Source organism: Paenibacillus nasutitermitis, assembly GCF_014641075.1.
GTDB lineage: Bacteria > Bacillota > Bacilli > Paenibacillales > Paenibacillaceae > Paenibacillus_Z > Paenibacillus_Z nasutitermitis.
The window spans coordinates 1,218,224-1,240,448 of the sequence record NZ_BMHP01000002.1 but is presented as its reverse complement, the minus strand read 5'-3'; the positions used below and the strand labels follow the sequence as shown (position 1 = coordinate 1,240,448).

The following is a 22,225-nucleotide window of genomic DNA, read 5'->3' as shown; positions in this document are numbered from 1 at the left end:
AAAGAAGAGTCTACCGGTTGTTTGTTGAAAACATTTAACCCGAGGAGATGATTGTTGTGAGTGCGAGTTTGATCCCTTTTCTTGAAATGAATGGAAGCGCGAATGAAGCCATCGATTTATATGTGAAGGCGCTCGATGCCAAGGTCACTTATATCCTTCGATTCGGAGACATGCCGGAAAATCCGGAAGTTCCACTGCTGCCGGAAAAGAAGGACTGGGTGAATTACGCTGTCTTGAGAATTGGCGATTCCGAACTACAGATTACCGATAATGTTACCGGAAGCACCTACGAGAAGGGAACGCAAATCACTATCGTTGTTCAAACCGACGATAAAGAAAAAGCTACCCAATATTTCGAAGCATTGAAGCAAGGCGGTCGAGTGAATAACCCGCTAGAGGCAAGTTTCTTCAGCCCCGCTTACGGCAATGTAACGGATAAATTCGGTATCACGTTCCGGATCCTTACAAAAGGACGTCAGTGATCTATTGCTCCATTGATTTATTGCCTCATAAACACATTCACTTCTTGAGATCGCCCTCATATCTCTCCATCAGCTTGCTGATACCGCTGGGCTTTTGCCATGGAGGGGCAAACGCACAGGCATGATACCTGCCGTCCCCATACAATGCAGAGTAGTAAAAAACGAAGGGAGTTTTGCAGGTGTCATACGGATATGGTAACCAAGTTGGCGGTGTTGGTGCATGTGCGCCGGTAGGTGGCGTGGGTGGCTACGGTGGCTGCGGTGGTTTCACTGGTGCAGGCGGTATCCTGGTACTGTTCATCTTGCTCGTCATCATCACTCGTTCCTTCCTCTGCTAGGAGAAGCAACGTTCCTACGGTAAAGCGATAGACCATGCATAATAATTAGCGGCAGCCTCTGGTCCACCTTGTGGATCAGGGGCTGTTTTGCGCAGGAATGAAATACATAAGAAGAATAAACCGGAAACACAAGAGGCGTCGAAGAACGCGCCGTTTGTAATCGAGGCTTTTGGCGGGTTTTTGAGTCAAACATGCAGACAACGGCCGGTTATGTTAGGATGAAGAGAGCGGACATGAGAGTGGAAGGAGAATGATCAAGTTGAATATTATTGAAGCGATTCATACGAGAAGAAGCATCGGGAAAGTGAAAGACGAGCCCATTGCCAAAGAACAGATTGAAACGATTCTGGAGGCCGGGATTTGGGCGCCGAACCATAGATTGACGCAGCCTTGGCGTTTTTTTGTTATGTCGGGAAACGGACGGCAGCGTCTGGGTGATGCTTATGCAGGCATTGCGCTTGCTGCTGATTCTGATCCAACCTCGGATGAAAGCGTGAAGAAAGCCGATTCGGCCCGTCAGAAGGCGTTCCGTTCACCCGTTATTATCGGGGTGGCTGTTGAACCGAGCGATGCCAAAGGCGTAATTGAGCTGGAGGAATACGGTGCGGTGTTCGCGGCTATACAGAATATGCTGCTAGCGATTCATTCACTTGGGCTGGGCGCCGTTTGGCGCACAGGAGAGCCCTGTTTCCATCCTATGATGAATGAGAGCTTCGGCCTGCGCCCGCAGGACAAGATGTTAGGCTTCATCTATCTGGGAGTGCCGGACATGCAGCCGCAGGGACGTCGTGAAAGCGCGGCAAGCAAGACGGAATGGATAGAATAAGAAACTCAGGGAGCCGATAACACCTATATAGAGGAATAGAATGTTCCACTCAAAAAATGACCCGGCCAAAGGGCGCTGCATCAAGCGCCTCTTTGCCGGGTCATTGCTGTTTTGAGGTCTTTCTCTCAAACAGATCCCATTCCTAAACCACACCCGTTCCGCGGCTAATGGCTATCCGTGCATGATTCCAGCTTGCGCTTTATCTCCCGGTGATGCGGCGGCTTCGACGGCTTGCTGGCTGCCGCGTCTGAGCACCAGGCCAAGGACGGCGCCGAACAGGGCGATGAAGATCATGATGTGGAAGGTGCCTGCGTATCCGTTGATACTGGCTTCAAGCATGAGTTTAGGATCAACGGCAGCCCCATCCGCGGTGCTGACCGCAAGATCGCTCACATTATGCTTTATTTTCGAGGTCAAAATGGTGACGAGCGATGCGACAGCCAAGGAGTTGATGACCATCTGCAAGCCATTGGTCAAGGCCGTAACGCGGCTGACCAGATTTCGCGGCGCTTTGCTCATCAGATGCGTATTGAGCGGCATCATCATCAGCCCCATGCCCATTCCCGCCATAATAAGCGGCAGAATCAGGTCGCTGCCCACCGTCGTGGCATCTACCAGGGAATATTGATAGATGGCGCCGGATACGAGACTGAGTCCGGCGACTACCAGCCAGCGGACGCCGATCTTATCGAACAGGAATCCCGATAGCGGCATCATTAAACCGGATGCCAGTGCTTGGGGAATGAGGATAAGTCCCGTATCGAAGGCTCCATACCCGCGGGCCTGCTGCAGAAATTGAGGCATCAGGAAGATTGCGCCATATAAAGCGAACTGTCCCACCCACTGCACCAGGATACCGAGAGAGAAGTCAATAGATCGGAAAACCCTCAGCTCAAGCAGGGGGGTGCGTACTTTCAACTCCACGATAATGAAGGCGACCAGGGCGATACCGCCTACAATAAGTCCGGTTAGGGTTTTGTCCGATGTCCAGCTGTGGGCGCCTTCACTAACGCCGTAGGATAAGGAAGCGAAAGCCAGAGGACCAAGAATCATCCCGATCCAGTCCATCCCGGCAACAGAATTGCGGGTAACTTTCGGGAGATATTTTATGCCGATCAGCAGACATATAATACCGATGGGAATGTTCAGAAGAAAAATCCATCTCCAGGAGTGATATTCCACCAGCCAGCCGGATAAAGTGGGACCGATGGCGGGAGCAAACAGGATGGGAACGCCCATCATACCCATGACGGCTCCGACTTTATGGGGCGGGCTGAGACGAAACACATAAGCCATGGCTACCGGAAGCACAAACCCCCCTCCGAGTCCCTGCAGGACGCGAAATACGATCAGCCATTCCGCTTTATTCGGGGTGGCGCACAAGACAGATCCGATAGTAAAAAGACAAACGGATGTCAGAAAAATAGTTTTGGCTCCGTACCGGTCCGACAGCCAGCCGGCTAAGGGGATAACAGCCGCTTGTGCAAGCAGATAAGCCGTAACGGTCCACTGCAGGGTCGGCAGTCCCGTGTTGAAATCCGCGGCAAGCTTTGTCAGCGCCACATTCATAGCTGTGGAATCGAGGATAACCATAAACACGCCCGCAATAATGGCAAGCAGAGGGACCATGATACTCGTCAGTCGAAACTCTTCCGCAGCAGGACTGCTCTTCGCAGTTGTTTTCTCCATCTCTTCATCCCTCATTTTCTCTATAATAAAGAACTCCTATCGTTGTATCCTAAAGAGCCTGGGCTATTTTGTCAATATAAGGAAGTAAAAAAAGCCCTTCCGCATGATTGTCAGGACAATCATACGAAAAGGCCGGGAAACGTAAATTAATCTTGTGTGTGGATCTGTACTTCGCCCGGACGGTAAACGGCTGTCACAGTGCCTGCCTGATCTGCGGCAAACAGGACGGAACGCTCCTGCTCCAGCGTAAAGGAGTAAATTTTGTCGGTATGCGGATCGCGAACTTCGATATCCGCATCAATACCCAGCTCCGATACGAAGATGTAGAGGGCGCCTGTAGCAAACGTCAGCTTGCGTCCGTAAATCCCTGGCAGCTCCCCGCCGCGCAGCCATTCGAGTTCGCTGCTTACGCCGGCGCGATTGAGCGCTTCATTATACACCGCGATTAGCGGCTCGATGCGTTCATTAAGCTCCAGTGGAAGCGGGCAATAGAGCAGCCTTCCTTTCCCAAGCGCAATGTCCGCAAGACTGGCCGGACCGTTGGAATTGGGATCGGTCTGCTTGTTGCTGTCAGCAATTCTCGTACCTCCGAATGAGACCGGGAGCAGCGAGCCGCCCACCTCCAGCAGTTCCTCGCGAAGCAGATTGCTGACCTTCGTATCGTTTGCCAGGGCGCCGAATTCATCCTCTTTGCGCCCGGTAGGCCGCCAATATTCATCCAGTCCGGCAGGTCCAGTGAACAGTAGGACACCGCCGTTTTCACGGACATAGGCTGTTAGAGCATCCAGTGCTGCCTGAGTGAAGTTATGCGGGCTAGGCACGATGATGAGCTTGGGCTTGATTTCGCCCAGCTGTTCCAGATGATATTCACTGATGCCCAGCGCATGGACGTTCATGGCGTAGGACAAGGTTCTCACCAGTCGGGTAGTGGCGTCATAAGCCAAATTGCGGCTGGAGAAATCATTGGAATACGGATAGACAAGCGCAACCTCCTCCAGCTTCCTGCCCTGAAACAAATCGCGGATTTGCGCGATGAAGGAGCCAAAGTCGTAGGAAACCGCCGCTTCCGGTTTTTCCGTTCCGTCAGCACGCAGGGCGCCGATATGGGATTCGTTGATGTTGTTCATATAGAAGTTGATATTCCAGATCCACTGCACCGCTCCCGCTCCTCCGGTAGAGAAAGAGTAGGCGTATTTGCGCTCCAGAATGTTGCGGAGCTCTTCTTCACTGCGTTTTGCCCGCCCGTCCGGCGTTTCCACATACATGATGCCGGTTTCCTGAATCAGATTGGGTTTGTCGAGCGCCTTGGTAAATACGCCGTCCCAGACAAGGTCATCCATTTTCCACCAGGAATGGACCGTTGTATAATCCACCTCTTCGGCATAGAAGAATGGTGACGGACGCTGTGCGCCAAGACCTTCATCCTGTCCGACCGTAACCATCTGCTTCGGCTGGATCGAGCGGATCGTTTCAATCAGCTGGGCTGCCCAGCGGTTATGCATGTCCATGGTAAACAAGGTGTAATCAAGCCAAGGGCCGCCGTGTTTGGTTGTGCGTTCAGTCGTTAGGAAATTAATGTCCTCCGGCTCCGGAAGTCGCACCGCCTCGAAGGACGGAAGCTCCCCAGGGGTCATATTCCACCGTTCCTGCAGCAGGCGGATCGTACCGTGGCGCTCCTGCAGCCATGCCACAAAATGAGCGTGTTCGAACGGATCATGGGCTGAACGAGGCCCTTCAAAAATCCGTTTGGGATCAAACATGCTCGGCTCGTTGATCAAATCCCAATGCAAATGCTTCGATTGCTCGTGACGCGAAACGATCGCGGCGATGAATCGCTTTTGGGCTTCCACGCTGCGCGGATCCAGATAAGGATTAACGCCTTCCCAGGTTTCCGGAGTGAAAGAGAAGAAATTGAAGGTGACCTCCAGATCATGGCGTTTGGCTGTTAGAATAAAGGCGTCGATAGCCCGCAGCACTTCCTCATAAGGATGGCCGTCCACGAACATGATGCTGCGCCAGGCGGTCCAGATTCCGGTACGGATCAGATTGATTCCGGCCCGTTTCATCTGGGCCATATCGCGGTCCCAAACGGCGGCATTCGGCAGGAATAAATATTTTCGTGCCACATCGCTGGTCATGTAGGTCATGCCTACGATTGGCAGCGGACGGCCGTCCTTGATGAAATAATCCCGGTCGCAGGTCATGTAGTCTCCGGTGGAAAGCAGCTCCTGGTCAAATCCCCAGAATCCTTGCCGAAGAATCCGGCGCTCGCCGGACGGGGAAACCGCTTCGCATTCAACTGCGTAATAGCCGGCTTCCAGCGATATCGGCATCGCAATCCGCTTAATCGTCAGCTCGCGCCCGATGGCAATTACCTGCTCCGCCTTCCAGATTTCCGTAAAACGGTCGGAGCCGTATGAGAAGACAGGATTCGGATTGGCTTCCGTGCTTTGAAGCGAACGCATGACGCGGAGCTTGAAGGTCCATTCCTCTTTGTCCATTTGGCTGGATTGCTTGCGTGCAGCAGGCATCAGCTGACCTTGAATCATGAAGATCGCCCGTTCGCCGGGCTCGTAGGAGCCGTAATTCGGCTTCAGCCATAGCTCGGTTACGCCGCTGGCGGCAAATGCAGCCCATTTTGCCAGTGCATCCAGACCACCATTTTCCCAGAAATTCCCCTGCAGTACTTGATTGATCAAAACCCAGCGTCCGCCGCTGAACAATCCTTTCGTATGCTCCAGCAGAACGGCGGGCGCAGACAGCTCACGTTCCAGGCCATCGCCGCCGATGCCTCGCAGAAGCGGATAAATATGGGCGTCCATCGGGCCTGCGGTCCCTCCTTCGGCGGGATGGTCATCGGTGCGGGTGACATGCAGCACAAGTCCGAAAGTAGGCTCAAGGGTGAACAGCTTCTCGTCATTGGCAAAAAGCGGCACATCCGCATTGTGGACAAGCTTCTCTATGCCGCTTAAGGAAACCGGCAGCGTCTCATGAATATGCAGCTGCTGGTGGTATGCGGTTTGTTCAGGTTCTTCCACCCAGGCGTCTACCTCGCGGTATACCGGTATTTTGAAAGGAGCTCCCCCGGCATGCAGCAGGCCTTTGCCCTGTGCGACATGGTTGAAAATAGCCGTCCAGGCTTCTTTGGGGAAATAAGCGCCATGAAGGTGCACCAGCACCTCGGCATCGGCAAGCGCTTCAGCCAGCTGACTGGCGTCTGCCACTACAAATAACTCTTTCATGCGGGAAAGCTGTGTTTTGCCTGGTCTTTGTCCCTGATAAGGAAACGATTCATCATAGAAAAGCACGGTTTTGTTCATTTTTTACACCATCCCATTTTAGTTTCTCTGCAAGTGAGCGAGATTTGTTTGTTTTGTTAGGTTGTTTGTTTCTCTGTTTGGCGCATACAATAGTGATACGGCAAGTAAAAGTCAACTTTTTTTTGAAAGGAGAAAGATCATGGCGCAAAAAATCTCCATGCAGCAAATTGCTGACCGGTTGGGGGTCTCCAAGTATACGGTTTCCCAGGCTTTGTCCGGCAAACCGGGAGTCAGCGAGGCGACACGCCGCGAAGTGACGGCTATGGCAGCCGCTCTGGGATACCGGATTCAGTCCCGGGGGCCTGCAGCATCCGGTTCCGGCGCCGAATCGAATGCCTCATCCGGGCCGAAGGAAGCGGCGGAAACCATCCTGATCGGCCTGAATGGGCTCCATGCGGAGGAACCTTTATTTTGGCGTCGGGTCAAGGAAGGAATTGACGCAGGCTGTAAGGAGTTCGGTCTGATCCCGCATTATTTCATATTGGACAAGATTGGCGAGAAAGCAAGCAGCCTGGGTGAACTGGTCGGATTTCCGCTCGCTGAGACAAAAGGTTTTATTATTGCGGGCAAGTGCCCGGTTGCACTGCTGCTACGACTTAAACGGACAGGACTGCCCATGGTGCTCGTCGATCATGAAGAAACGGTCGCAGGTGCCGATGCGGTGCTCAATGATAATGTGGAGGCAGGCAGAATGGCCTGCAGCCAATTGGCAACGCAGGGCTGCAAATCGATTGTTTTTGTCGGTCATGACCGGTTTGCCGTCAGCTTCAGAGAACGGTTCTGGGGCTGCCGGATTGCATTGGACGATTATAACGGGCAGGGAAGACGAAAGCTGATACCAACGGGATTGAAGCATGCCGCCAGTCCAACAGGCGCTGGTACTCCCATACAATTGAAGAAATGGACCATTCCTTACGGCGCTTCTTCATCCTGGAAACAGTCGCTCAAAAGACGCATAGGAGCGGCTATCGAGAGCCTTGACCTGCCGGACGGTATGATATGCGCCAACGATGACATTGCCTTGGAGCTGCTGGATCTCCTTCGGCTATATGGCGTCGGGTTCCCCGGTCAATGCCGTGTGCTTGGTATTGATAACACGGCTGCGAGCTTGAAGGCGGCGGTCCCCTTGACGACAATTGACCTCGCGAAGGAGCGGCTGGGCATGCGTGCGGTTGAAACCTTTGTCCGCAGATGCAGGTACCCGGAAGCACCTTATGAGAAAGTGATTCTTTCAGCAAAACTGATTGTCCGATATTCGGGTTAAGCATGCCTTTGCTTCTGGCTGTGCTGTTAATCTTGCTCAGGACTGGCTCAGGTGTGCCCCTGCCCGCATAGGATGCAACAAATGCCTATTCCTAAAAGCCGAAAGGGGTACAATATGCGGCAAACAAGAGAAATGGTTCTGCTGCTGGTGCTGGTCTTTTACGTTCTGCTTGTCCTGCTGCTGATTGCAATGATGGCAGGCTGGTAAATAGAATCATGGGCAAACAAGTTCCCTTCGGCTGAGGCCGGAGGTTTTTTGCTGACCTTATAGGATTTATACGTTTCAAACTATAAATTTCTATAAGGTCTAAGGGGAGAAACTAATTTTGCCGCCAGAGGACGGCGCAGCCTTTTCTTCTTGTATTCCTTTATTTTACAGTTAATTGCTATCAGGGGGTGAAATCACCCTTTTCTACTGCATTCCCTTATTGTCTTTCTTTCATGTGCAGGCAGCCTAAAAACAGGTTTATGGCATAAGCTCTTCTGTCATAACAAATACTACAAGCACCAGCTTATGCCTTGCTTAATTGGAAATTGGTCGACAAACGTGTTTTCCAAAAAAAAGCCTGTAAGAATATAGTTATGGGGTGAACAATGACAACCAAAAGTGCAGAGAAAAGCAAATACAAAAAAATGACGATGTCACCCAAAGAATACCAATCCTTCGCCAAGTCGCGTGAGCCGGGCAGGCCGGTTGCAAAGAACTGTCTGAAAGCCTTTGTGGTCGGCGGTTTGATCTGTCTGGTCGGACAAGCCATGCAGGACTTTTTCGCCTACGCCTTCAAGATGACGCAAACCGAGGCTGGCAACCCCACGGTAGCTGTCCTCATTCTGATTTCCGTTATTCTGACGTGCCTGGGTGTATATGACAAGCTTGCCCAATGGGCGGGAGCCGGCTCCGCCGTTCCGGTTACGGGCTTCGCCAACGCCATGAGCTCAGCCGCTCTGGAGCATCGCAGCGAGGGACTGGTGCTTGGGGTAGGAGGAAATATGTTCAAGCTCGCAGGCTCCGTTATCGTATTCGGAACGGTTGCTGCCTTTTTTGTTGGCATCATTTACTGGGTGTTCGGAATAGGAGGGCATTAACCATGCTGCGAGGCAAGCAAACGTGGTGGTTTGACAAACGGCCCGTGATAATCGGTTCCGCAACCGTTGTCGGACCTGATGAAGGGGACGGGCCCTTGGCTGCCGATTTCGATCTGATCCATCCCATGCTGGATTTACAGCAGAAAACTTGGGAGAAGGCGGAGCGGCTTCTGCTGGAGCAGGCATCTGATTTGGCCATCCAGAGCGCCGGGCTGACCAAGCAGCAGCTGCAATTTTATGTCGGCGGCGATCTGATGAACCAGATCATCAGCAACAGCTTTGCAGCCCGGACCGTCGGCGCTCCTTATCTGGGTGTGTTCGGGGCGTGCTCGACCTCTATGGAATCGCTGGCCATCGCCTCGCTGATCGTTAATTCCGGCTCGGGTTCCTATGTGCTGGCGGGCACCTGCAGCCATAACTGCACAGCGGAAAAGCAGTTTCGTTATCCGACCGAATACGGCTCGCAGAAGCCGCCTACCGCCCAGTATACCGTTACGGGCGCAGGGGCTGTGGTGGTGGCGGCCGAAGGGGAAGGACCGGTTGTGGAATGCGCGACCATCGGCAAAATCGCTGACCTTGGTATCAAGGATCCGTTCAATATGGGAGCTGCAATGGCGCCTGCGGCGGTGGACACGATCCAGACGCATTTCCAGGACACCGGGCGCGAGCCAGGTGACTATGATCTGATCGTAACCGGGGACCTGGCTTCGGTAGGATTCCCTATTGCCAGAGATCTGCTCAGCCGCGATGGCGTCCAGATGGAACAAACCGTCTTTAACGATTGCGGCCTGATGGTTTACGATGTTGCCAAACAGAAGGTGCAAGCGGGCGGAAGCGGGTGCGGCTGCTCCGCTGTCGTAACTTACGGCCATCTGCTGAAGCGTATGAAACGAGGGGAACTGAGGCGTATTCTCATAGTGGCTACGGGTGCGCTGCTGTCTCCATTGTCTTATCAGCAGGGAGAGAGCATCCCCTGCATTGCCCATGCCGTAGCGATTGAACAGCCGCATTAAGCTGCAACTATATTTTAGCAAAGGAGCATCCTGTACATGATTTATTTGTGGGCATTTATTGTTGGAGGCGCGATATGCGTCATTGGCCAGCTGATGTTTGACGTTTTTAAACTGACTCCTGCTCACACAATGGCAACCCTGGTTGTTGTGGGGGCTATAGTGGATGGAGTGGGCTGGTATGAACCGCTTATCAAGTTTGCCGGCGCCGGGGCTACCGTACCGATTACAAGTTTCGGAAACGCGCTTGTGCATGGTGCCCTTACCGAGCTTCAACGCGATGGCTGGATTGGGGTTATAACGGGTATATTCGATGTGACAAGCGCGGGGATTTCCGCTGCGATCATCTTCTCGTTCCTGGCGGCGCTTGTCGTCAAACCCAAAGGTTAACGAGAGGCCGGAGCGGGAAAAATCAGGATTGGAGGGTCCCCTGTGGGATTCTCCAATTTTTTTTGTTGGATATATAGCTATACGACCGGATTTATATTTTGTAAAATAATAACATGATGCATTTTTTTATTCATATTTGCTTCTGATTTAAAAATCGTCATAAGAAGAAACGGCTTGACGCCGTCTTTACTGGTGCAAGAAGTTTCTTCCCACAGAAATATCAGAAAAGGATAGGCAAATTTTATACGTTCTGATATTTTAAAAAGGTTAGCCTGATAGGCTATTTTGAAGAAACTTGCTTCGTTTACCGTGTGGAACGCAACCAAATGCAGCTAATTGCCGTATATGGTTCGTACCGGGAACAGCTGTTTCTTCTTCTATTTCCAAATCATTTTCAGATTAGAGATTATATCATCCGGGAGGTTTTTTTTCTATGGACAACCGTAACGCTGACTTTTCGTTATGCAGTGAAATACGCCGCAATCTAGAAAATTGTATCCTGGGTAAAAAAATTGAAATCGAGCGTCTGCTGATCGCACTGCTGGCAGGCGGGCATATTCTGCTCGAAGATGTACCCGGCACGGGTAAAACGCAGCTTGTGAAAGCGCTCGCCAGAACAATCGGGGGTCACTTCAGGCGTATTCAATGCAATCCTGATTTGCTTCCGACCGATATTACGGGAGTGGCTATTTACCATCCAAGAGATGAGGCTTTTATATTCCGGCCGGGCCCGGTCATGGCCAATCTGCTGCTTGTCGACGAGATCAACCGCGCAACCACCAAGACGCAATCGGCTTTGCTTGAAGCCATGGAGGAGCGGCATGTGACCGTGGATGGGGAATCGTATGCTTTGCCTGTTCCTTTTGTGTTGATCGCCACCCAGAACCCGATAGAGTTCGAAGGGACGTATACGCTTCCGGAAGCCCAATTGGACCGTTTTATGATGAAAATCACGCTCGGTTACCCGGACGAGGAAACGGAACGCCGGATGGTGCTTTCCCCCAACTCATCCGCACCGGCGGATTCTTTGCTGCCCATTGCTGATATAGAACGCATCGCGCTCATGATGGGAAGCGTGAAAAGGGTTCATGTCGATGAAGCGGTCGCCGATTATCTGGTCCGCATTGTACGCGCCACGCGCGAGCATAGAGGCGTACAGCTTGGCGCGAGCCCGCGCGCGGCCATTTCGCTCATAGCCGCAGCCAAAGCGAGCGCCTTTCTGCAGGAACGCGATTACATCATACCTGATGATATCAAGCATCTCGCTTCGCCGGTGCTCGCTCACCGGATGATGCTTCACACGGAATCAAGAGTGAATGGACTTACGGCGGAGGAAGTTATTGAGACGGTCGTTCGCGAAACGAACGTACCCGTCCGGATGGAGCGTTAACGGATATGCTTACGGCCAAAGCAACGATGTTCAGATGGCGGGTTTTTGGCATGATCTATATCGGCTCCCTGATGTTTCTGTTGTTTCAGGGCGGCAAAACCTCCTTGATGCTGTTCTGTATCCTGAATGTGCTGCTGTTGTATCTGGTACTGGGCAGATGGAGCGGGATCGGCAGCGTGACCGGCGAACGGCGGCTATCCAATGCGGCGGGGGGCGTTTCCCAGTCCGGGCGGACATTTGCGGCTGGAGCAAGAATGGACGTTCAACTGTCCATCCGGGTGCCGGGCATATGGCCGATACCTTATATTCTGGTCCGCGACCGGCTGATCCGGCAGAACGGCAGCTCGGTTCCTTTTGAAGCTTCTTTTGTACCCAGCTACCGCAGAGCGGGGGAAGTCAGCTATACGACGCCGCCGCTGGAGCGGGGCGTTTATCAGTTCGCGCCGACGGAATGCTCGACCCGCGATATTTTCGGCTTGTTCGAGCATGCGGGGTCCTTCGAATCTTCCGTACCCTTCAGCGTGTATCCGAGAATGGTATCCATCCGGCAGTGGCGGCAGCTGAAGCAGGGCGTCAAAGGTCCCTACTCCACTTCCTCATCCCGTCTGTCGGCGAAAGAGACAACCCAGATCAACGGGGTTCGCGAATATATTTATGGGGACAGGCTCTCCCGTATTCACTGGAACGCCACAGCAAGAACGGGGCAGTGGAAGTCAAAAGAATTTGAACGTGAATCACTTCCGAGAACGGTATTTATCCTTGACCGCTACGCCGCTTCCTATGACAATCAGGAGCAATTTGAAACCGGCGTATCCGTCATTGCCTCCCTGCTGGATTTCGGCTTCCGGCGTGCTACAGCTGTCGGTCTGGTATCCGCCGGAGAGAGTATGGACAGCTTCGCGCCGCAGTCCTCGTCCGACCACCGCCAGATGCTGATGAATCATCTTGTGAAGGTGCAGCCGGACGGAGCGACGCCGTTATACCGCATGCTCAGACAAGCTTCCTCCCTCATACCAGCCGGTTCCTTTGTGGTGGTAGTAAGCCCGCAAGGCGGCGAGGAGGCGGTGCGGTCGATGGAGTGGCTGAGCCGTAAAAGCGCTGTGCCCGTGCTGATCCATCTTACCAGCCCGATAAACGCGGGAAATATAGCCGATACAATGGCCAAAGGGGCGGACTGGCTGAGGCTGCTGCAGCGAAGCGGCTACGCGGCGCATTCGCTAGGCGCCTTGCATGAGCTTCCGGGCGTCCTGGAAGGGGGGAGCGCATGAAACCGATATCCCGCTGGCCGGGCAGATGGCTGATGAATGATCTTTATTTGAAGCTGTCGGCGCTGTTCACCGGCATCATTATCTACCAATGGATCAACTGCCTTGGCGAATACTGGTGGGATGAAACCTATACCGTCGTCAACGGCCTCCTGCTGACCACTTTTCTGTTGATCGCATTCATTCCGTCCGTTATCATCTCGGGTATTCTGCAGGTGCTGGCTGTTCTTGTACTGAATATCGTGTTTACGGATTTTAATTGGGTTTCTTTTACCGGTGAGAAAGGAAAAGCGGCGGACTGGGTGTCCTGGGCTGGCGAGCAATTCAATCAGCTGTCGCCGATTTTGTGGATCAGTCTGGCCGTATGGATTATTTATCGCCTGATTCTGGTTTTTCGGGTGAAACGCTCCGGTATTATCTTGATCTCCGGTCTTGCGCTGCTTTCCCTGGCCATCATGGATTCCTTGTTCACGCCGATTTATTTGTGGGACGAGATTGCCTGGATTCTCTTTACAGGGCTTGCCTGGCTAGTAGCCAGTCATTTCTCGAGCTTTAAACAAAACCATCCCGATAGCTGGCGACATCTGCTGGATTACCCGCTAAGCCTATTTTTGCCCGTGCTGCTTATCTTCCTCATTTTCATGGGGGCGGGGCTGTTCGTTCCTCCGATCAAACCGATTCTGACGGACCCTTATACGGCCTGGAAGGAATCCAGAGGGGAAACGGTGCCTTCTTTTGTAGGGGATAAGGGCGTAGGCGCAACGGTCGTCAAAAAACCGGGAGACGCCCGCTCCGGCTACAGCCGCAATGACGATGAATTGGGCGGCGGCTTTACTTTTGATTATTCGCCCGTCATGACCGTGACCACCTCCAAACGCAGTTATTGGCGCGGTGAAACGAAAGCTTATTATAATGGAAGCGGGTGGGAGGAAGCCCGCAGCGAACGTCAGGAAGATGTGATGGTTTCCATATCCAGGAATGAGAAGCTGCCGACGGCCGGACAGCCGGATTCCGTGCAGAAAACTCAAGTGGAACAGACCTTTGCGATGCTGCGCGAGGACAAATATCCGGTGTTGTTCGGGGCCGGGCCGATATCAAGCGTGATTTCCGTAAATGAGGAAGAGGGCGCTCTTCCCCGTCTGAACTGGCTGCCGCAGTCCTGGGAGCTGAGGCTGCCGCAGAGAAACGCAGGCAAATATCCCCAGACCTATTCGATTGTGTCTGACGTGACGCTGCTCGATGAAGAAGCGCTGCGCGAAGGCAAAGCGGCTCAACAGGCTAAAGAGCTCGATGCGATGTACCTGCAGCTGCCTCCTGAGCTCCCGGAGCGAGTAAGGGAGCTGGCGGCGGACATTACGAAAGATGCGGCGACGCCATATGATAAAGCCAAAGTGATCGAAGCTTACCTGCAGATGAATTTCAAGTACACGAACGAACCGGATATAACAAAGAAAAACAGCAGCGATTTTGTGGACTCGTTCCTGTTTGAAATCAGGGAAGGTTATTGTGATTATTTCTCTTCTGCGATGGTGGTGCTGGCCCGTTCCGCCGGTGTTCCCGCCAGATGGGTAAAAGGCTATGCGCCCGGCTCGATAGCGATGGATCCGAGCATGCAGGGCATGCAGGGCGTACCGGGGTTTGAGGCTAATCCGGATGGCGCCGGAACGTATACGATTCGCAATGCGGACGCCCACTCATGGGTAGAGGTTTATTTTGAAGGTTATGGCTGGCTGCCTTTCGAGCCGACGGCAGGGTTCCTGTATCCTTACATGGTGCCGGAGGAAGAAGCCGCTCCTTTGCCGGAAGTTGAAGCTACGGATACGGCTAAGGTTGAAGAGACGGTAGCGGCGGAAAGTTTCCGCATCCCGGTCTGGGTGTATATCACAGGCTTGGCCGCTGCCGCTGCATTCATTGTGCTGCTTCGGTTCCGCTCCATCCTCGCGGCTTGGCACCGTTATCGAAGAGGCACCGGCAATAGGAATGAAATGATTGTAAAAGAGACGAACCGACTGATTAAATATTGCCGGAAAAAAGGCCTTGATCATCGGGAACATGAGACCGTCCGGGAAACCATGACCCATTGGTCCGGAAGATTAACTTCCCTGCAGCCAGAGTTCGGGGTTGTGCTCGGGACATTCGAAAAAGCGATGTACAGCAGCCAAATGCTGACCCAGGAAGAAGCGGACCGCTTCGACAGCAATGTAAAGCAGATCCGGGAGCATCTTGGATAGGCGCGTTGCTTTTCTTGATTGGAAATGCATGCTCAATCCGTTATAGCGGACAGAATAACCGGAAGACACCCATAGGAGCCTTCCGGTTATTTGCCTTGCAGATCCTAACGATTTTGGCAGTGCGCCGTTGGAATTCTCCGGGATCAGGTCCAAGCATCCGAAACAATCCGCTTTGCAACAAATTCCCTTTGTATGGTATAGTTTTTCCTGATAGCGATAGCAGGGGAGTCGAAAATATGTTTGAACGGCTGTTGCCGCATATGCGCGTCAATACCATTTACAATATCGATTTGCATGCCTTGAAGGAACAGGGCATTCGTGGGATCATAACCGATCTGGACAATACACTGGTTGGCGCCAAAGTGCCGCTTGCCACACCGGAGCTGGTGAAATGGCTTGATGTTGTACGCGATTTGGGCTTCACGGTTGTCATCGTATCCAATAACCATCGAACACGCGTCTCCAAATTCGCTGATCCGCTGCGTATTCCATTTGTCCATGCGGCCCGCAAACCATCCAACAGAGCGTTTGTCAGAGCGCTTACGGTTATGGAGCTGCCAGCGGAACATACGGCTGTTATCGGCGATCAGATGATGACAGATGTTCTTGGCGGCCGGCGGATGGGACTGTTCACGATTCTGGTCAGCCCGATTTCACCGGCTGATGAAGGATTCATGACTAGGATCAACCGCAGGATCGAGCGAGTGGCCCTTTCCCGTTTGCGCAAAAAAGGGCTGTGGCCCGAGGAGGAACATAAGTTTGACAAATGAGTTATTAGAGCTGGGAACATGCGCCGGCTGCGGGGTGAAGCTGCAGACGGAATCTGTGGAAAATTTGGGATATATCCCGCAATCCGCGCTGGAGAGAGAGCCTTTAATCTGCCAACGCTGTTTCCGTATCAAAAATTACAATGAGGCGTCTTCCGTCGCCATTGATCAGGACGACTTTCTAAGACTGCTGGGCGGCATAGCCGAAACCAACAGCCTGGTCGTTCATATTGTCGATTTATTTGACTTTGAGGGCAGCCTGATCTCGGGGCTCCAGCGGTTTGTCGGCAATAATCCGGTACTGCTGGTTGTCAATAAAGTCGATCTGCTGCCCAAAGGCATGAATATGAACCGGCTGCTTAATTGGGTTCAAAAACAAGCTAAAGCGCAGGGTTTGCGAACGGTGGATATTGTTTTGTGCAGCGCGAAGCGCAATATCGGGTTTGACCGGGTGGTCCAGGCACTGGCCGAGCATCGCGGCGATCGCGATGTGTATGTTGTGGGTGCGACCAATGTCGGTAAATCCACACTGATCAACCGCATCATCCGCGATTACAGCGATCTGGACCGCGAGCTGACCACATCCCGCTATCCGGGCACAACGCTGGATGCGGTTCACATTCCGCTCGACGACGGACATGATATTATCGATACGCCGGGCATTGTTTACCACCACCGGCTGACCGAAATGGTTCCTCGCGGGGTTCTGCAGGCCCTGCTGCCGGACAAGCCGATCAAACAAATCGTATACCAGTTGAATGAGCAGCAGACCTTGTTTATCGGATCGCTGGCCAGATTCGATTTTGTTGAGGGGCCGAGACAGTCCTTCACGCTCTATCTGTCCAATGCGCTTCCGGTTCACCGCACCAAGCTTGAACGGGCCGACGAGCTGTATGCCAACCACCGGGGGGAAATGCTAGCCCCGCCTACCCGGGAACAGCTGGAGGACATTCCGGGCTGGACGCGGCACCGGATGACAATCAAGCGCGGAACCGACAAGGATATCGTCATATCCGGGTTAGGCTGGATTAGAATCAACGACACAGAAGGAGCGCTTCTGGATATTTACGCGCCCAAAGGCATACGGGTAATGCTGCGTGATGCACTGATATAGAGACAGCATGAATTGTATTTGTACAACTTCCGCGAAGAGGAGCGAACGGATGAGTGCAGCAAATTTGAACACCTTCCATGCCGGGCAAACCGGGAACAGGGTAGACAGCCATACCGTCCTGTACTGCGTCATCGGCGACCCGATACAACATTCCAAGTCGCCCGTTATGATGAACCGGGCTTTCAGGGAAACGGGCCTGAACGGGATCTATACCGCTTTCCATATTACAGGGGAGCAATTGCCCGATTTTATTACTGGCGTGCGGGCGATGGGAATCAGGGGCATCAACGTGACGATTCCCCACAAGCTGGCTGTTATGCCGCTGCTGGATGAAATTGATGAGAGTGCACAGGCAATCGGGGCGGTTAATACGATTGTCAACAATAATGGACGCCTTGTCGGTTATAATACCGACGGCATCGGCTATGTCCGCTCCCTGAAGGAAGAAGCGGAGCCGGATTTAAGCGGGAAACGGATTCTGGTTGTAGGCGCAGGCGGCGCGACAAGAGGGATATTGTACGCGCTGGCACGCGAGGGAGTATCCTCCATTACGATCGCAAACCGCACGGTTGCGCGGGCTGAAGAGATGGCAGCCGCCTTCGAGGGCCAGGCAGAGGGGCTGCGCCTGCATGCCATTGGCCATGAAGGGCTGAAGAAGGCATGCGGCGATGCGGATATTGTGATCAATACGACTTCGCTCGGCATGCATCCCAAGGTCGATGAAACGCCAGCCGATGCCGGATGGCTGGTTCCCGGAACCATTGCCAGTGATTTAATCTACAATCCCATGACGACACGCTTTCTTGCAGAGGCGAAGCAGCAGGGCTGCAAAATTCACAGCGGACTGGGCATGTTCATTTACCAGGGGGCTTATGCCTTTGAATTCTGGACTGGCCAGGAGGCACCCGTCGAGGCCATGCGGTCTGCTGTACTCGAAGCCTTCCGGACAGGACGTTAAAATGATGAAAGAAGGAACCAATACCATGCTTACAGGCAAACAGAAAAGGCATTTACGCGCACTCGCCCACCATTTGCAGCCGGTTTTTCAAGTGGGCAAAGGCGGAATGAACGAAAATCTGGTCCGACATGTGGAAGAAGCGATCGAAAAACGCGAGCTGCTCAAAATATCGGTCCTCAATAACTCTATCGAGGATCCGAAAGAAGTAGGCACTTGGCTCGCGGAAGAAGCGAAAGCGGAGCTCGTACAAGTAATCGGCAAGACGATTGTCCTCTACAAGGAGTCAAAGGATTACAAAACAATCGTATTGCCCTGAACGAAAGCGCAATGCGCACACGGTGAGATTTAAAGCTTGCCGCAACGGTAATGGAAAGGAGCGGTCACAAGTGATTAAAGTTGGCATCATGGGTGGAACATTCGACCCCATTCATTATGGGCATCTGCTGGCGGCGGAAACGGCCCGTGAGACTTGCGGCCTTGATGAGGTGTGGTTTATCCCTTCCTTTATCCCGCCTCTGAAAGACAACGAGCCTGGAGCCGAGGGGCATGAACGGCTGGAAATGGTTTACCGGGCCATTGATTTCCAGCCCTATTTCCGCGCCCTTGACATTGAACTGGAGAGAGGCGGCACAAGCTATACCATCGATACAGCAGAAGCGCTTGTCGAACATCACCCGGAGCGTTCGTTCAGCTTTATAATCGGCTCCGACCGGATTAACGATCTGCCGGGGTGGCACCGGGTCGCGGAATTGGCTGAGCTGGTGAGCTTCATCGGTGTAGAACGGCCCGGAGCGCCGATTGAGAAATCGAAGCTTCCGGCAGCACTGTCCGACCGGCTGCAAATAGCGGAAATGCCGCTTATCGGATTATCTTCGACCGATATCCGCAAACGCCGGGCCGAAGGCAAATCGATTCGTTTCATGGTCCCCGAGAAGGTCTATTCTTTTATCCAAAGGAATGGTCTGTATGAATCGTAAGGCTATGATAACGGCCGTGCAAGCCGAGATGCCGGAGCGGCGGTGGAAGCATACGCGGGGTGTCATGGAGACTTCCGTCCTGTTGGCAGAACGTTATGGCGGGGATCCGGAGCGGGCAGAGCTTGCGGCGATCCTGCATGATGTGGCGAAGTATTGGCAGACCTCGCGGATGGAAGCCGTTATTCGCGAGCAGGGTCTTCCTGCCGATTTGCTCCTTTATGACAAAGAGCTTTGGCACGCGCCAGTTGGTGCTTTCGTCGCCGAGCATCATTTCGGCATAACCGATTCCATGGTACTCGATGCGATCCGTTATCATACCTCTGGCCGGGAAGACATGACGCTGATGGACAAAATCGTCTGTCTGGCCGATTATATGGAGCCGGGACGGGAGTTTCCGGGAGTCGATCATATTCGCGAGCTGTCTGGGCATGATTTGAATAAGGCGCTGATCGCCGGTTTCGACTCTACGATCACCTATTTGCTGGCACAGGGGAAGCGGATTTATCCGCTGACGATAGCCGCACGCAATGACTTAATAGTAAAAGCCAGGGAGGCTTAAGCAATGACGGTAAAACCAGAAGAGCTGCTGCATCTTGTAGTTGCAGCGGCAGAAGAAAAAAAAGCCCATGATATCGTGGCGCTCAATTTGCAGAATATTTCATTGGTGGCGGACTTTTTTGTCATCTGTCATGGTAATTCGGATACACAGGTACAGGCGATTGCTACAGAGATCCGCAAGCAGGCGGAATCCCACGGCGTACGGATGCGCGGTATTGAAGGGATGGACTCGGGGCGCTGGGTGCTCATTGATATCGGCGATGTCGTTGTCCATGTCTTCCACCGGGAAGAGCGTGAATATTACAATATCGAACGGCTCTGGTCCGACGCGAAAGTTGTGGAGTTTGCATGAGCTTAATTGCTGGTACGATCCAAAAATTCAGGGTGGCGCGTGAAGTGTCGCCCTACGGCTTTTTTTTGAGCGATGGCGAATCGGAAGTGCTGCTGCATTACACCGAGCTTGTTGGGCACCGTCCCAAGGCGGACGACGAGGTTGAAGCGTTCGTGTTCTATGATACCGATGACCGGATAGCGGCAACCATGAAGAAGCCGCTCATTACCCTAGGTGAGGTGGCCCGTCTGGCGGTTGCGGACATTCATCCGCGAATTGGCGCTTTTCTGGAGATGGGACTTGGCCGCCAGCTGCTGCTCCCGCTCTCGGAACAGCCCGAGCTGAAGGAGCTTCGTCCCCAGCGCGGAGACGAAGTGCATGTGATTCTGGCGCATGACAAAATCGGCCGGCTTGTCGCCAAAGTGGCTTTTGAGGAGGAACTGGCCGAGCTTGCTTTTCCGGCTCCGGAATCCTGGCGCAACACTTGGGTGGAAGGTTTCATCACCAAGACATTGAAGATCGGGTCCTTCGTGCTCATTGACGGGGGTGTCGTGGGATTTGGCGTCATGGGCTTCATCCCGGCAGAGGAGCGGACCAAGCTGCTGCGTTTGGGCGAGCGCGTCCGGGCCAGAGTAACCTTTATCCGCGAAGACGGACGGGTCAACCTGTCGATGACTCCGCGCAAGGAAGTGGGACGGGTGGAGGATTCGGAGCGTATCCTCGCTTTTTTGAAGGAACGTCCCGATGGGGCTATGCCGTATTCGGATGAAACATCCGCTGATATCATCAAGCAGAAGTTTAATATCAGCAAATCCGCTTTCAAGCGGGCCGTCGGCAAGCTGATGAGAGAAGGTCTGGTGGTACAGGACGGAAGCTGGACTTCGCTCGTCAAGGAGACTCCCCCGGCAGAAGATAGTTAAAATCTGAAAGCTGCACAGGATAAGTCAGCTTTCGAAGGATAGAGGAGAGTAGCGATGCGTGCATACCGGCAGTTTGCCACTGTTTACGACCGGCTCATGGAAGATATGCCGTATTCCGATTGGCTGCGATTTGCCAGAGAATGCTGGGATCGTTACGGCATTCCGCAATCCGTCGTCGATCTGGGCTGCGGGACGGGAAGTCTCGCGATTCCGCTGGCGCGTTCCGGTTTTCACGTATTCGGGATCGATCTTTCCGCGGACATGCTCAGTATCGGCCGCAATAAATGGGAATCGAGTCCCCAGCAGGCGATTCGTTCCAGTTCAGGCTCCATCCGCTGGCTGCAGCAGGATATGTGCAGCTGGGAGCTTCCGGAGCAGGTTGATGCCGTCATTTCATTTTGCGATTGCATCAATTATTTAACGGAAGAGGCGTATGTGGAAGCGGCTTTCCGCGCTACCTGTGAAGGTTTGAAGACTGGAGGGGCGTTTCTCTTCGATGTCCATCCGCCAAAAACGCTGCAGCGTTATGCGGACGAGCAGCCTTTTGTACTGGACGAACGCGATATCTCCTACATCTGGACAAGCGAACTGGATCGTACACGTATGGAGATTGAGCATCACCTGTCCATTTTTGTCCGCGATGAGAGCAAGGGACCGTCAGTTTACAGCCGTTTTGAAGAAGTACATATACAGCGTGCTTACCAACCGGAATGGATTCGGGCAGCACTCGTCAGGGCAGGCTTCAGCAAGGTGGAGGCCTTTGCGGATTTCAGGCTGAAAGCACCGGATGACCAGTCCGAGCGCCTCTTCTACGCTGCCATAAAATGATGAATCCTTCATAGCTGCTCTTGACATAAACGGTCTCGCTTCTTTATAATCGAACTAATCATTTTACCGGAGGAAACGGCTGCCGCCTTATTCTGGCAGAGCAGTAAGGTTCTTCCTTCTTTGAAATAAAAGCAGTGATTAGGCGGGTACTTGTACTTTCTTATATGTTTTAACTCAGGATCAGGTGTCGATAAGGAGTAGTAGTCTCATTGGACTGGAAGAAGAGAGCCGGCGGTTGGTGCAAGCCGGTCCAGGACAGGGATGAACTCGCCTTGGAGCCGCACGTGCAAGCAGGCGCGTATTATTGTGCCCTGTGTAAGCGTGCCGTCCCGCCCGCGTTAAGGGTTAGAGTGAGCAGCGGCAAAGCATGCCTGCTGTTAACTAGGGTGGTACCACGGGAGCGTAATCCTCTCGTCCCTAGCGTTTACGCTGGGGGCGGGGGGTTTTTTTTATGCATCTGGATGGTTGCAAGCAAATGAAGC

21 protein-coding genes and 1 other annotated feature are annotated in these 22,225 nt (G+C 53.1%); of the genes, 19 read left to right on the top strand and 2 right to left on the bottom strand.

Features of this window, described 5'->3' with window-relative positions; genetic code table 11:
* Positions 1 to 47: 47 nt before the first annotated feature.
* Both IEY46_RS15960 and IEY46_RS15955 read left to right on the top strand, forming a co-directional pair.
* The gene (locus tag IEY46_RS15960) at positions 48 to 482 is read left to right on the top strand and encodes a VOC family protein (RefSeq protein ID WP_308422804.1); all 435 of its coding nucleotides are present in this window, start codon (positions 48 to 50) and stop codon (positions 480 to 482) included.
* Between the two features lie 597 nt (positions 483 to 1,079).
* Complete coding sequence (locus IEY46_RS15955; protein WP_188993907.1) at positions 1,080 to 1,646, top strand: nitroreductase family protein; 567 nt, start codon at positions 1,080 to 1,082, stop codon at positions 1,644 to 1,646.
* 171 nt (positions 1,647 to 1,817) lie between these two features.
* Here IEY46_RS15955 and IEY46_RS15950 read toward each other — a convergent pair whose 3' ends face one another.
* A complete protein-coding gene (locus IEY46_RS15950; protein WP_188992956.1) occupies positions 1,818 to 3,335 on the bottom strand; it encodes a DHA2 family efflux MFS transporter permease subunit in 1,518 nt (505 codons plus the stop codon).
* Positions 3,336 to 3,481: 146 nt separating this feature from the next.
* Positions 3,482 to 6,655, bottom strand: a complete 3,174-nt coding sequence (locus tag IEY46_RS15945) for an alpha-amylase family protein (protein WP_188992955.1) — start codon at positions 6,653 to 6,655, stop codon at positions 3,482 to 3,484.
* Positions 6,656 to 6,794: 139 nt separating this feature from the next.
* Between IEY46_RS15945 and IEY46_RS15940 the strand changes: the two genes are divergently transcribed.
* The 17 genes from IEY46_RS15940 to IEY46_RS15865 all read left to right on the top strand — a co-directional run bounded on the left by IEY46_RS15940 (position 6,795) and on the right by IEY46_RS15865 (position 21,743).
* A complete protein-coding gene (locus tag IEY46_RS15940) occupies positions 6,795 to 7,919 on the top strand; it encodes a LacI family DNA-binding transcriptional regulator (protein WP_188992954.1) in 1,125 nt (374 codons plus the stop codon).
* A gap of 81 nt (positions 7,920 to 8,000) precedes the next feature.
* Positions 8,001 to 8,126 (top strand): hypothetical protein, encoded by a 126-nt coding sequence (locus IEY46_RS36785; RefSeq protein WP_268239520.1) that lies wholly within the window; start codon positions 8,001 to 8,003, stop codon positions 8,124 to 8,126.
* A gap of 386 nt (positions 8,127 to 8,512) precedes the next feature.
* Positions 8,513 to 9,004, top strand: a complete 492-nt coding sequence (gene spoVAC / locus IEY46_RS15935) for a stage V sporulation protein AC (RefSeq protein ID WP_188992953.1) — start codon at positions 8,513 to 8,515, stop codon at positions 9,002 to 9,004.
* A 2-nt stretch (positions 9,005 to 9,006) separates the two neighbouring features.
* Positions 9,007 to 10,017: a stage V sporulation protein AD gene (gene spoVAD, locus IEY46_RS15930; protein ID WP_188992952.1), complete on the top strand. Its 1,011-nt coding sequence runs from the start codon at positions 9,007 to 9,009 to the stop codon at positions 10,015 to 10,017.
* Between the two features lie 36 nt (positions 10,018 to 10,053).
* Positions 10,054 to 10,404 carry a stage V sporulation protein AE gene (gene spoVAE, locus IEY46_RS15925; RefSeq protein ID WP_188992951.1) on the top strand — a complete coding sequence of 117 codons (351 nt, stop codon included), beginning with the start codon at positions 10,054 to 10,056 and terminating at the stop codon, positions 10,402 to 10,404.
* Positions 10,405 to 10,837: 433 nt separating this feature from the next.
* The gene (locus IEY46_RS15920; protein ID WP_188992950.1) at positions 10,838 to 11,794 is read left to right on the top strand and encodes an AAA family ATPase; all 957 of its coding nucleotides are present in this window, start codon (positions 10,838 to 10,840) and stop codon (positions 11,792 to 11,794) included.
* 5 nt (positions 11,795 to 11,799) lie between these two features.
* The gene (locus tag IEY46_RS15915) at positions 11,800 to 13,062 is read left to right on the top strand and encodes a DUF58 domain-containing protein (protein WP_188992949.1); all 1,263 of its coding nucleotides are present in this window, start codon (positions 11,800 to 11,802) and stop codon (positions 13,060 to 13,062) included.
* A complete protein-coding gene (locus IEY46_RS15910) occupies positions 13,059 to 15,290 on the top strand; it encodes a DUF4129 domain-containing transglutaminase family protein (RefSeq protein WP_188992948.1) in 2,232 nt (743 codons plus the stop codon). The genes IEY46_RS15915 and IEY46_RS15910 overlap by 4 nt, the downstream gene beginning before the upstream one ends.
* A gap of 236 nt (positions 15,291 to 15,526) precedes the next feature.
* Entirely contained in the window at positions 15,527 to 16,060 is a 534-nt protein-coding gene (locus IEY46_RS15905) for a YqeG family HAD IIIA-type phosphatase (protein ID WP_188992947.1), read from the top strand.
* Positions 16,050 to 17,171 (top strand): ribosome biogenesis GTPase YqeH, encoded by a 1,122-nt coding sequence (gene yqeH / locus IEY46_RS15900; protein WP_188992946.1) that lies wholly within the window; start codon positions 16,050 to 16,052, stop codon positions 17,169 to 17,171. The genes IEY46_RS15905 and yqeH overlap by 11 nt, the downstream gene beginning before the upstream one ends.
* Positions 17,172 to 17,220: 49 nt before the next feature.
* Positions 17,221 to 18,129, top strand: coding sequence for a shikimate dehydrogenase (gene aroE / locus IEY46_RS15895; RefSeq protein ID WP_188992945.1), 909 nt, complete (start codon positions 17,221 to 17,223; stop codon positions 18,127 to 18,129).
* A 25-nt stretch (positions 18,130 to 18,154) separates the two neighbouring features.
* Positions 18,155 to 18,445 (top strand): ribosome assembly RNA-binding protein YhbY, encoded by a 291-nt coding sequence (yhbY, locus tag IEY46_RS15890; protein WP_188993905.1) that lies wholly within the window; start codon positions 18,155 to 18,157, stop codon positions 18,443 to 18,445.
* A gap of 73 nt (positions 18,446 to 18,518) precedes the next feature.
* The gene (nadD, locus tag IEY46_RS15885) at positions 18,519 to 19,106 is read left to right on the top strand and encodes a nicotinate-nucleotide adenylyltransferase (RefSeq protein ID WP_188993903.1); all 588 of its coding nucleotides are present in this window, start codon (positions 18,519 to 18,521) and stop codon (positions 19,104 to 19,106) included.
* The gene (yqeK, locus tag IEY46_RS15880; RefSeq protein WP_188992944.1) at positions 19,096 to 19,665 is read left to right on the top strand and encodes a bis(5'-nucleosyl)-tetraphosphatase (symmetrical) YqeK; all 570 of its coding nucleotides are present in this window, start codon (positions 19,096 to 19,098) and stop codon (positions 19,663 to 19,665) included. The genes nadD and yqeK overlap by 11 nt, the downstream gene beginning before the upstream one ends.
* A 3-nt stretch (positions 19,666 to 19,668) precedes the next feature.
* Positions 19,669 to 20,016 carry a ribosome silencing factor gene (rsfS, locus tag IEY46_RS15875; RefSeq protein WP_188992943.1) on the top strand — a complete coding sequence of 116 codons (348 nt, stop codon included), beginning with the start codon at positions 19,669 to 19,671 and terminating at the stop codon, positions 20,014 to 20,016.
* Entirely contained in the window at positions 20,013 to 20,915 is a 903-nt protein-coding gene (locus tag IEY46_RS15870; protein WP_188992942.1) for a CvfB family protein, read from the top strand. Before rsfS ends, IEY46_RS15870 begins: the two co-directional genes overlap by 4 nt.
* A 54-nt stretch (positions 20,916 to 20,969) precedes the next feature.
* Entirely contained in the window at positions 20,970 to 21,743 is a 774-nt protein-coding gene (locus tag IEY46_RS15865; protein WP_188992941.1) for a class I SAM-dependent DNA methyltransferase, read from the top strand.
* Positions 21,744 to 21,921: 178 nt separating this feature from the next.
* Positions 21,922 to 22,165, top strand: a binding site (T-box leader).
* Positions 22,166 to 22,225 lie beyond the last annotated feature (60 nt).

Bases quoted from the DNA above. Each gene is read 5' to 3' on its own strand.
- spoVAC (WP_188992953.1), top strand. From the start codon at position 8,513: ATGACAACCAAAAGTGCAGAGAAAAGCAAATACAAAAAAATGACGATG.
- IEY46_RS15870 (WP_188992942.1), top strand. From the start codon at position 20,013: ATGAGCTTAATTGCTGGTACGATCCAAAAATTCAGGGTGGCGCGTGAA.
- IEY46_RS15940 (WP_188992954.1), top strand. From the start codon at position 6,795: ATGGCGCAAAAAATCTCCATGCAGCAAATTGCTGACCGGTTGGGGGTC.
- aroE (WP_188992945.1), top strand. From the start codon at position 17,221: ATGAGTGCAGCAAATTTGAACACCTTCCATGCCGGGCAAACCGGGAAC.
- IEY46_RS15910 (WP_188992948.1), top strand. From the start codon at position 13,059: ATGAAACCGATATCCCGCTGGCCGGGCAGATGGCTGATGAATGATCTT.
- IEY46_RS36785 (WP_268239520.1), top strand. From the start codon at position 8,001: ATGCCTATTCCTAAAAGCCGAAAGGGGTACAATATGCGGCAAACAAGA.
- rsfS (WP_188992943.1), top strand. From the start codon at position 19,669: ATGACGGTAAAACCAGAAGAGCTGCTGCATCTTGTAGTTGCAGCGGCA.
- yhbY (WP_188993905.1), top strand. From the start codon at position 18,155: ATGCTTACAGGCAAACAGAAAAGGCATTTACGCGCACTCGCCCACCAT.
- IEY46_RS15950 (WP_188992956.1), bottom strand. From the start codon at position 3,335: ATGGAGAAAACAACTGCGAAGAGCAGTCCTGCTGCGGAAGAGTTTCGA.
- spoVAD (WP_188992952.1), top strand. From the start codon at position 9,007: ATGCTGCGAGGCAAGCAAACGTGGTGGTTTGACAAACGGCCCGTGATA.
- IEY46_RS15905 (WP_188992947.1), top strand. From the start codon at position 15,527: ATGTTTGAACGGCTGTTGCCGCATATGCGCGTCAATACCATTTACAAT.
- yqeK (WP_188992944.1), top strand. From the start codon at position 19,096: ATGAATCGTAAGGCTATGATAACGGCCGTGCAAGCCGAGATGCCGGAG.
- IEY46_RS15960 (WP_308422804.1), top strand. From the start codon at position 48: ATGATTGTTGTGAGTGCGAGTTTGATCCCTTTTCTTGAAATGAATGGA.
- IEY46_RS15945 (WP_188992955.1), bottom strand. From the start codon at position 6,655: ATGAACAAAACCGTGCTTTTCTATGATGAATCGTTTCCTTATCAGGGA.
- IEY46_RS15915 (WP_188992949.1), top strand. From the start codon at position 11,800: ATGCTTACGGCCAAAGCAACGATGTTCAGATGGCGGGTTTTTGGCATG.
- IEY46_RS15865 (WP_188992941.1), top strand. From the start codon at position 20,970: ATGCGTGCATACCGGCAGTTTGCCACTGTTTACGACCGGCTCATGGAA.
- IEY46_RS15920 (WP_188992950.1), top strand. From the start codon at position 10,838: ATGGACAACCGTAACGCTGACTTTTCGTTATGCAGTGAAATACGCCGC.
- spoVAE (WP_188992951.1), top strand. From the start codon at position 10,054: ATGATTTATTTGTGGGCATTTATTGTTGGAGGCGCGATATGCGTCATT.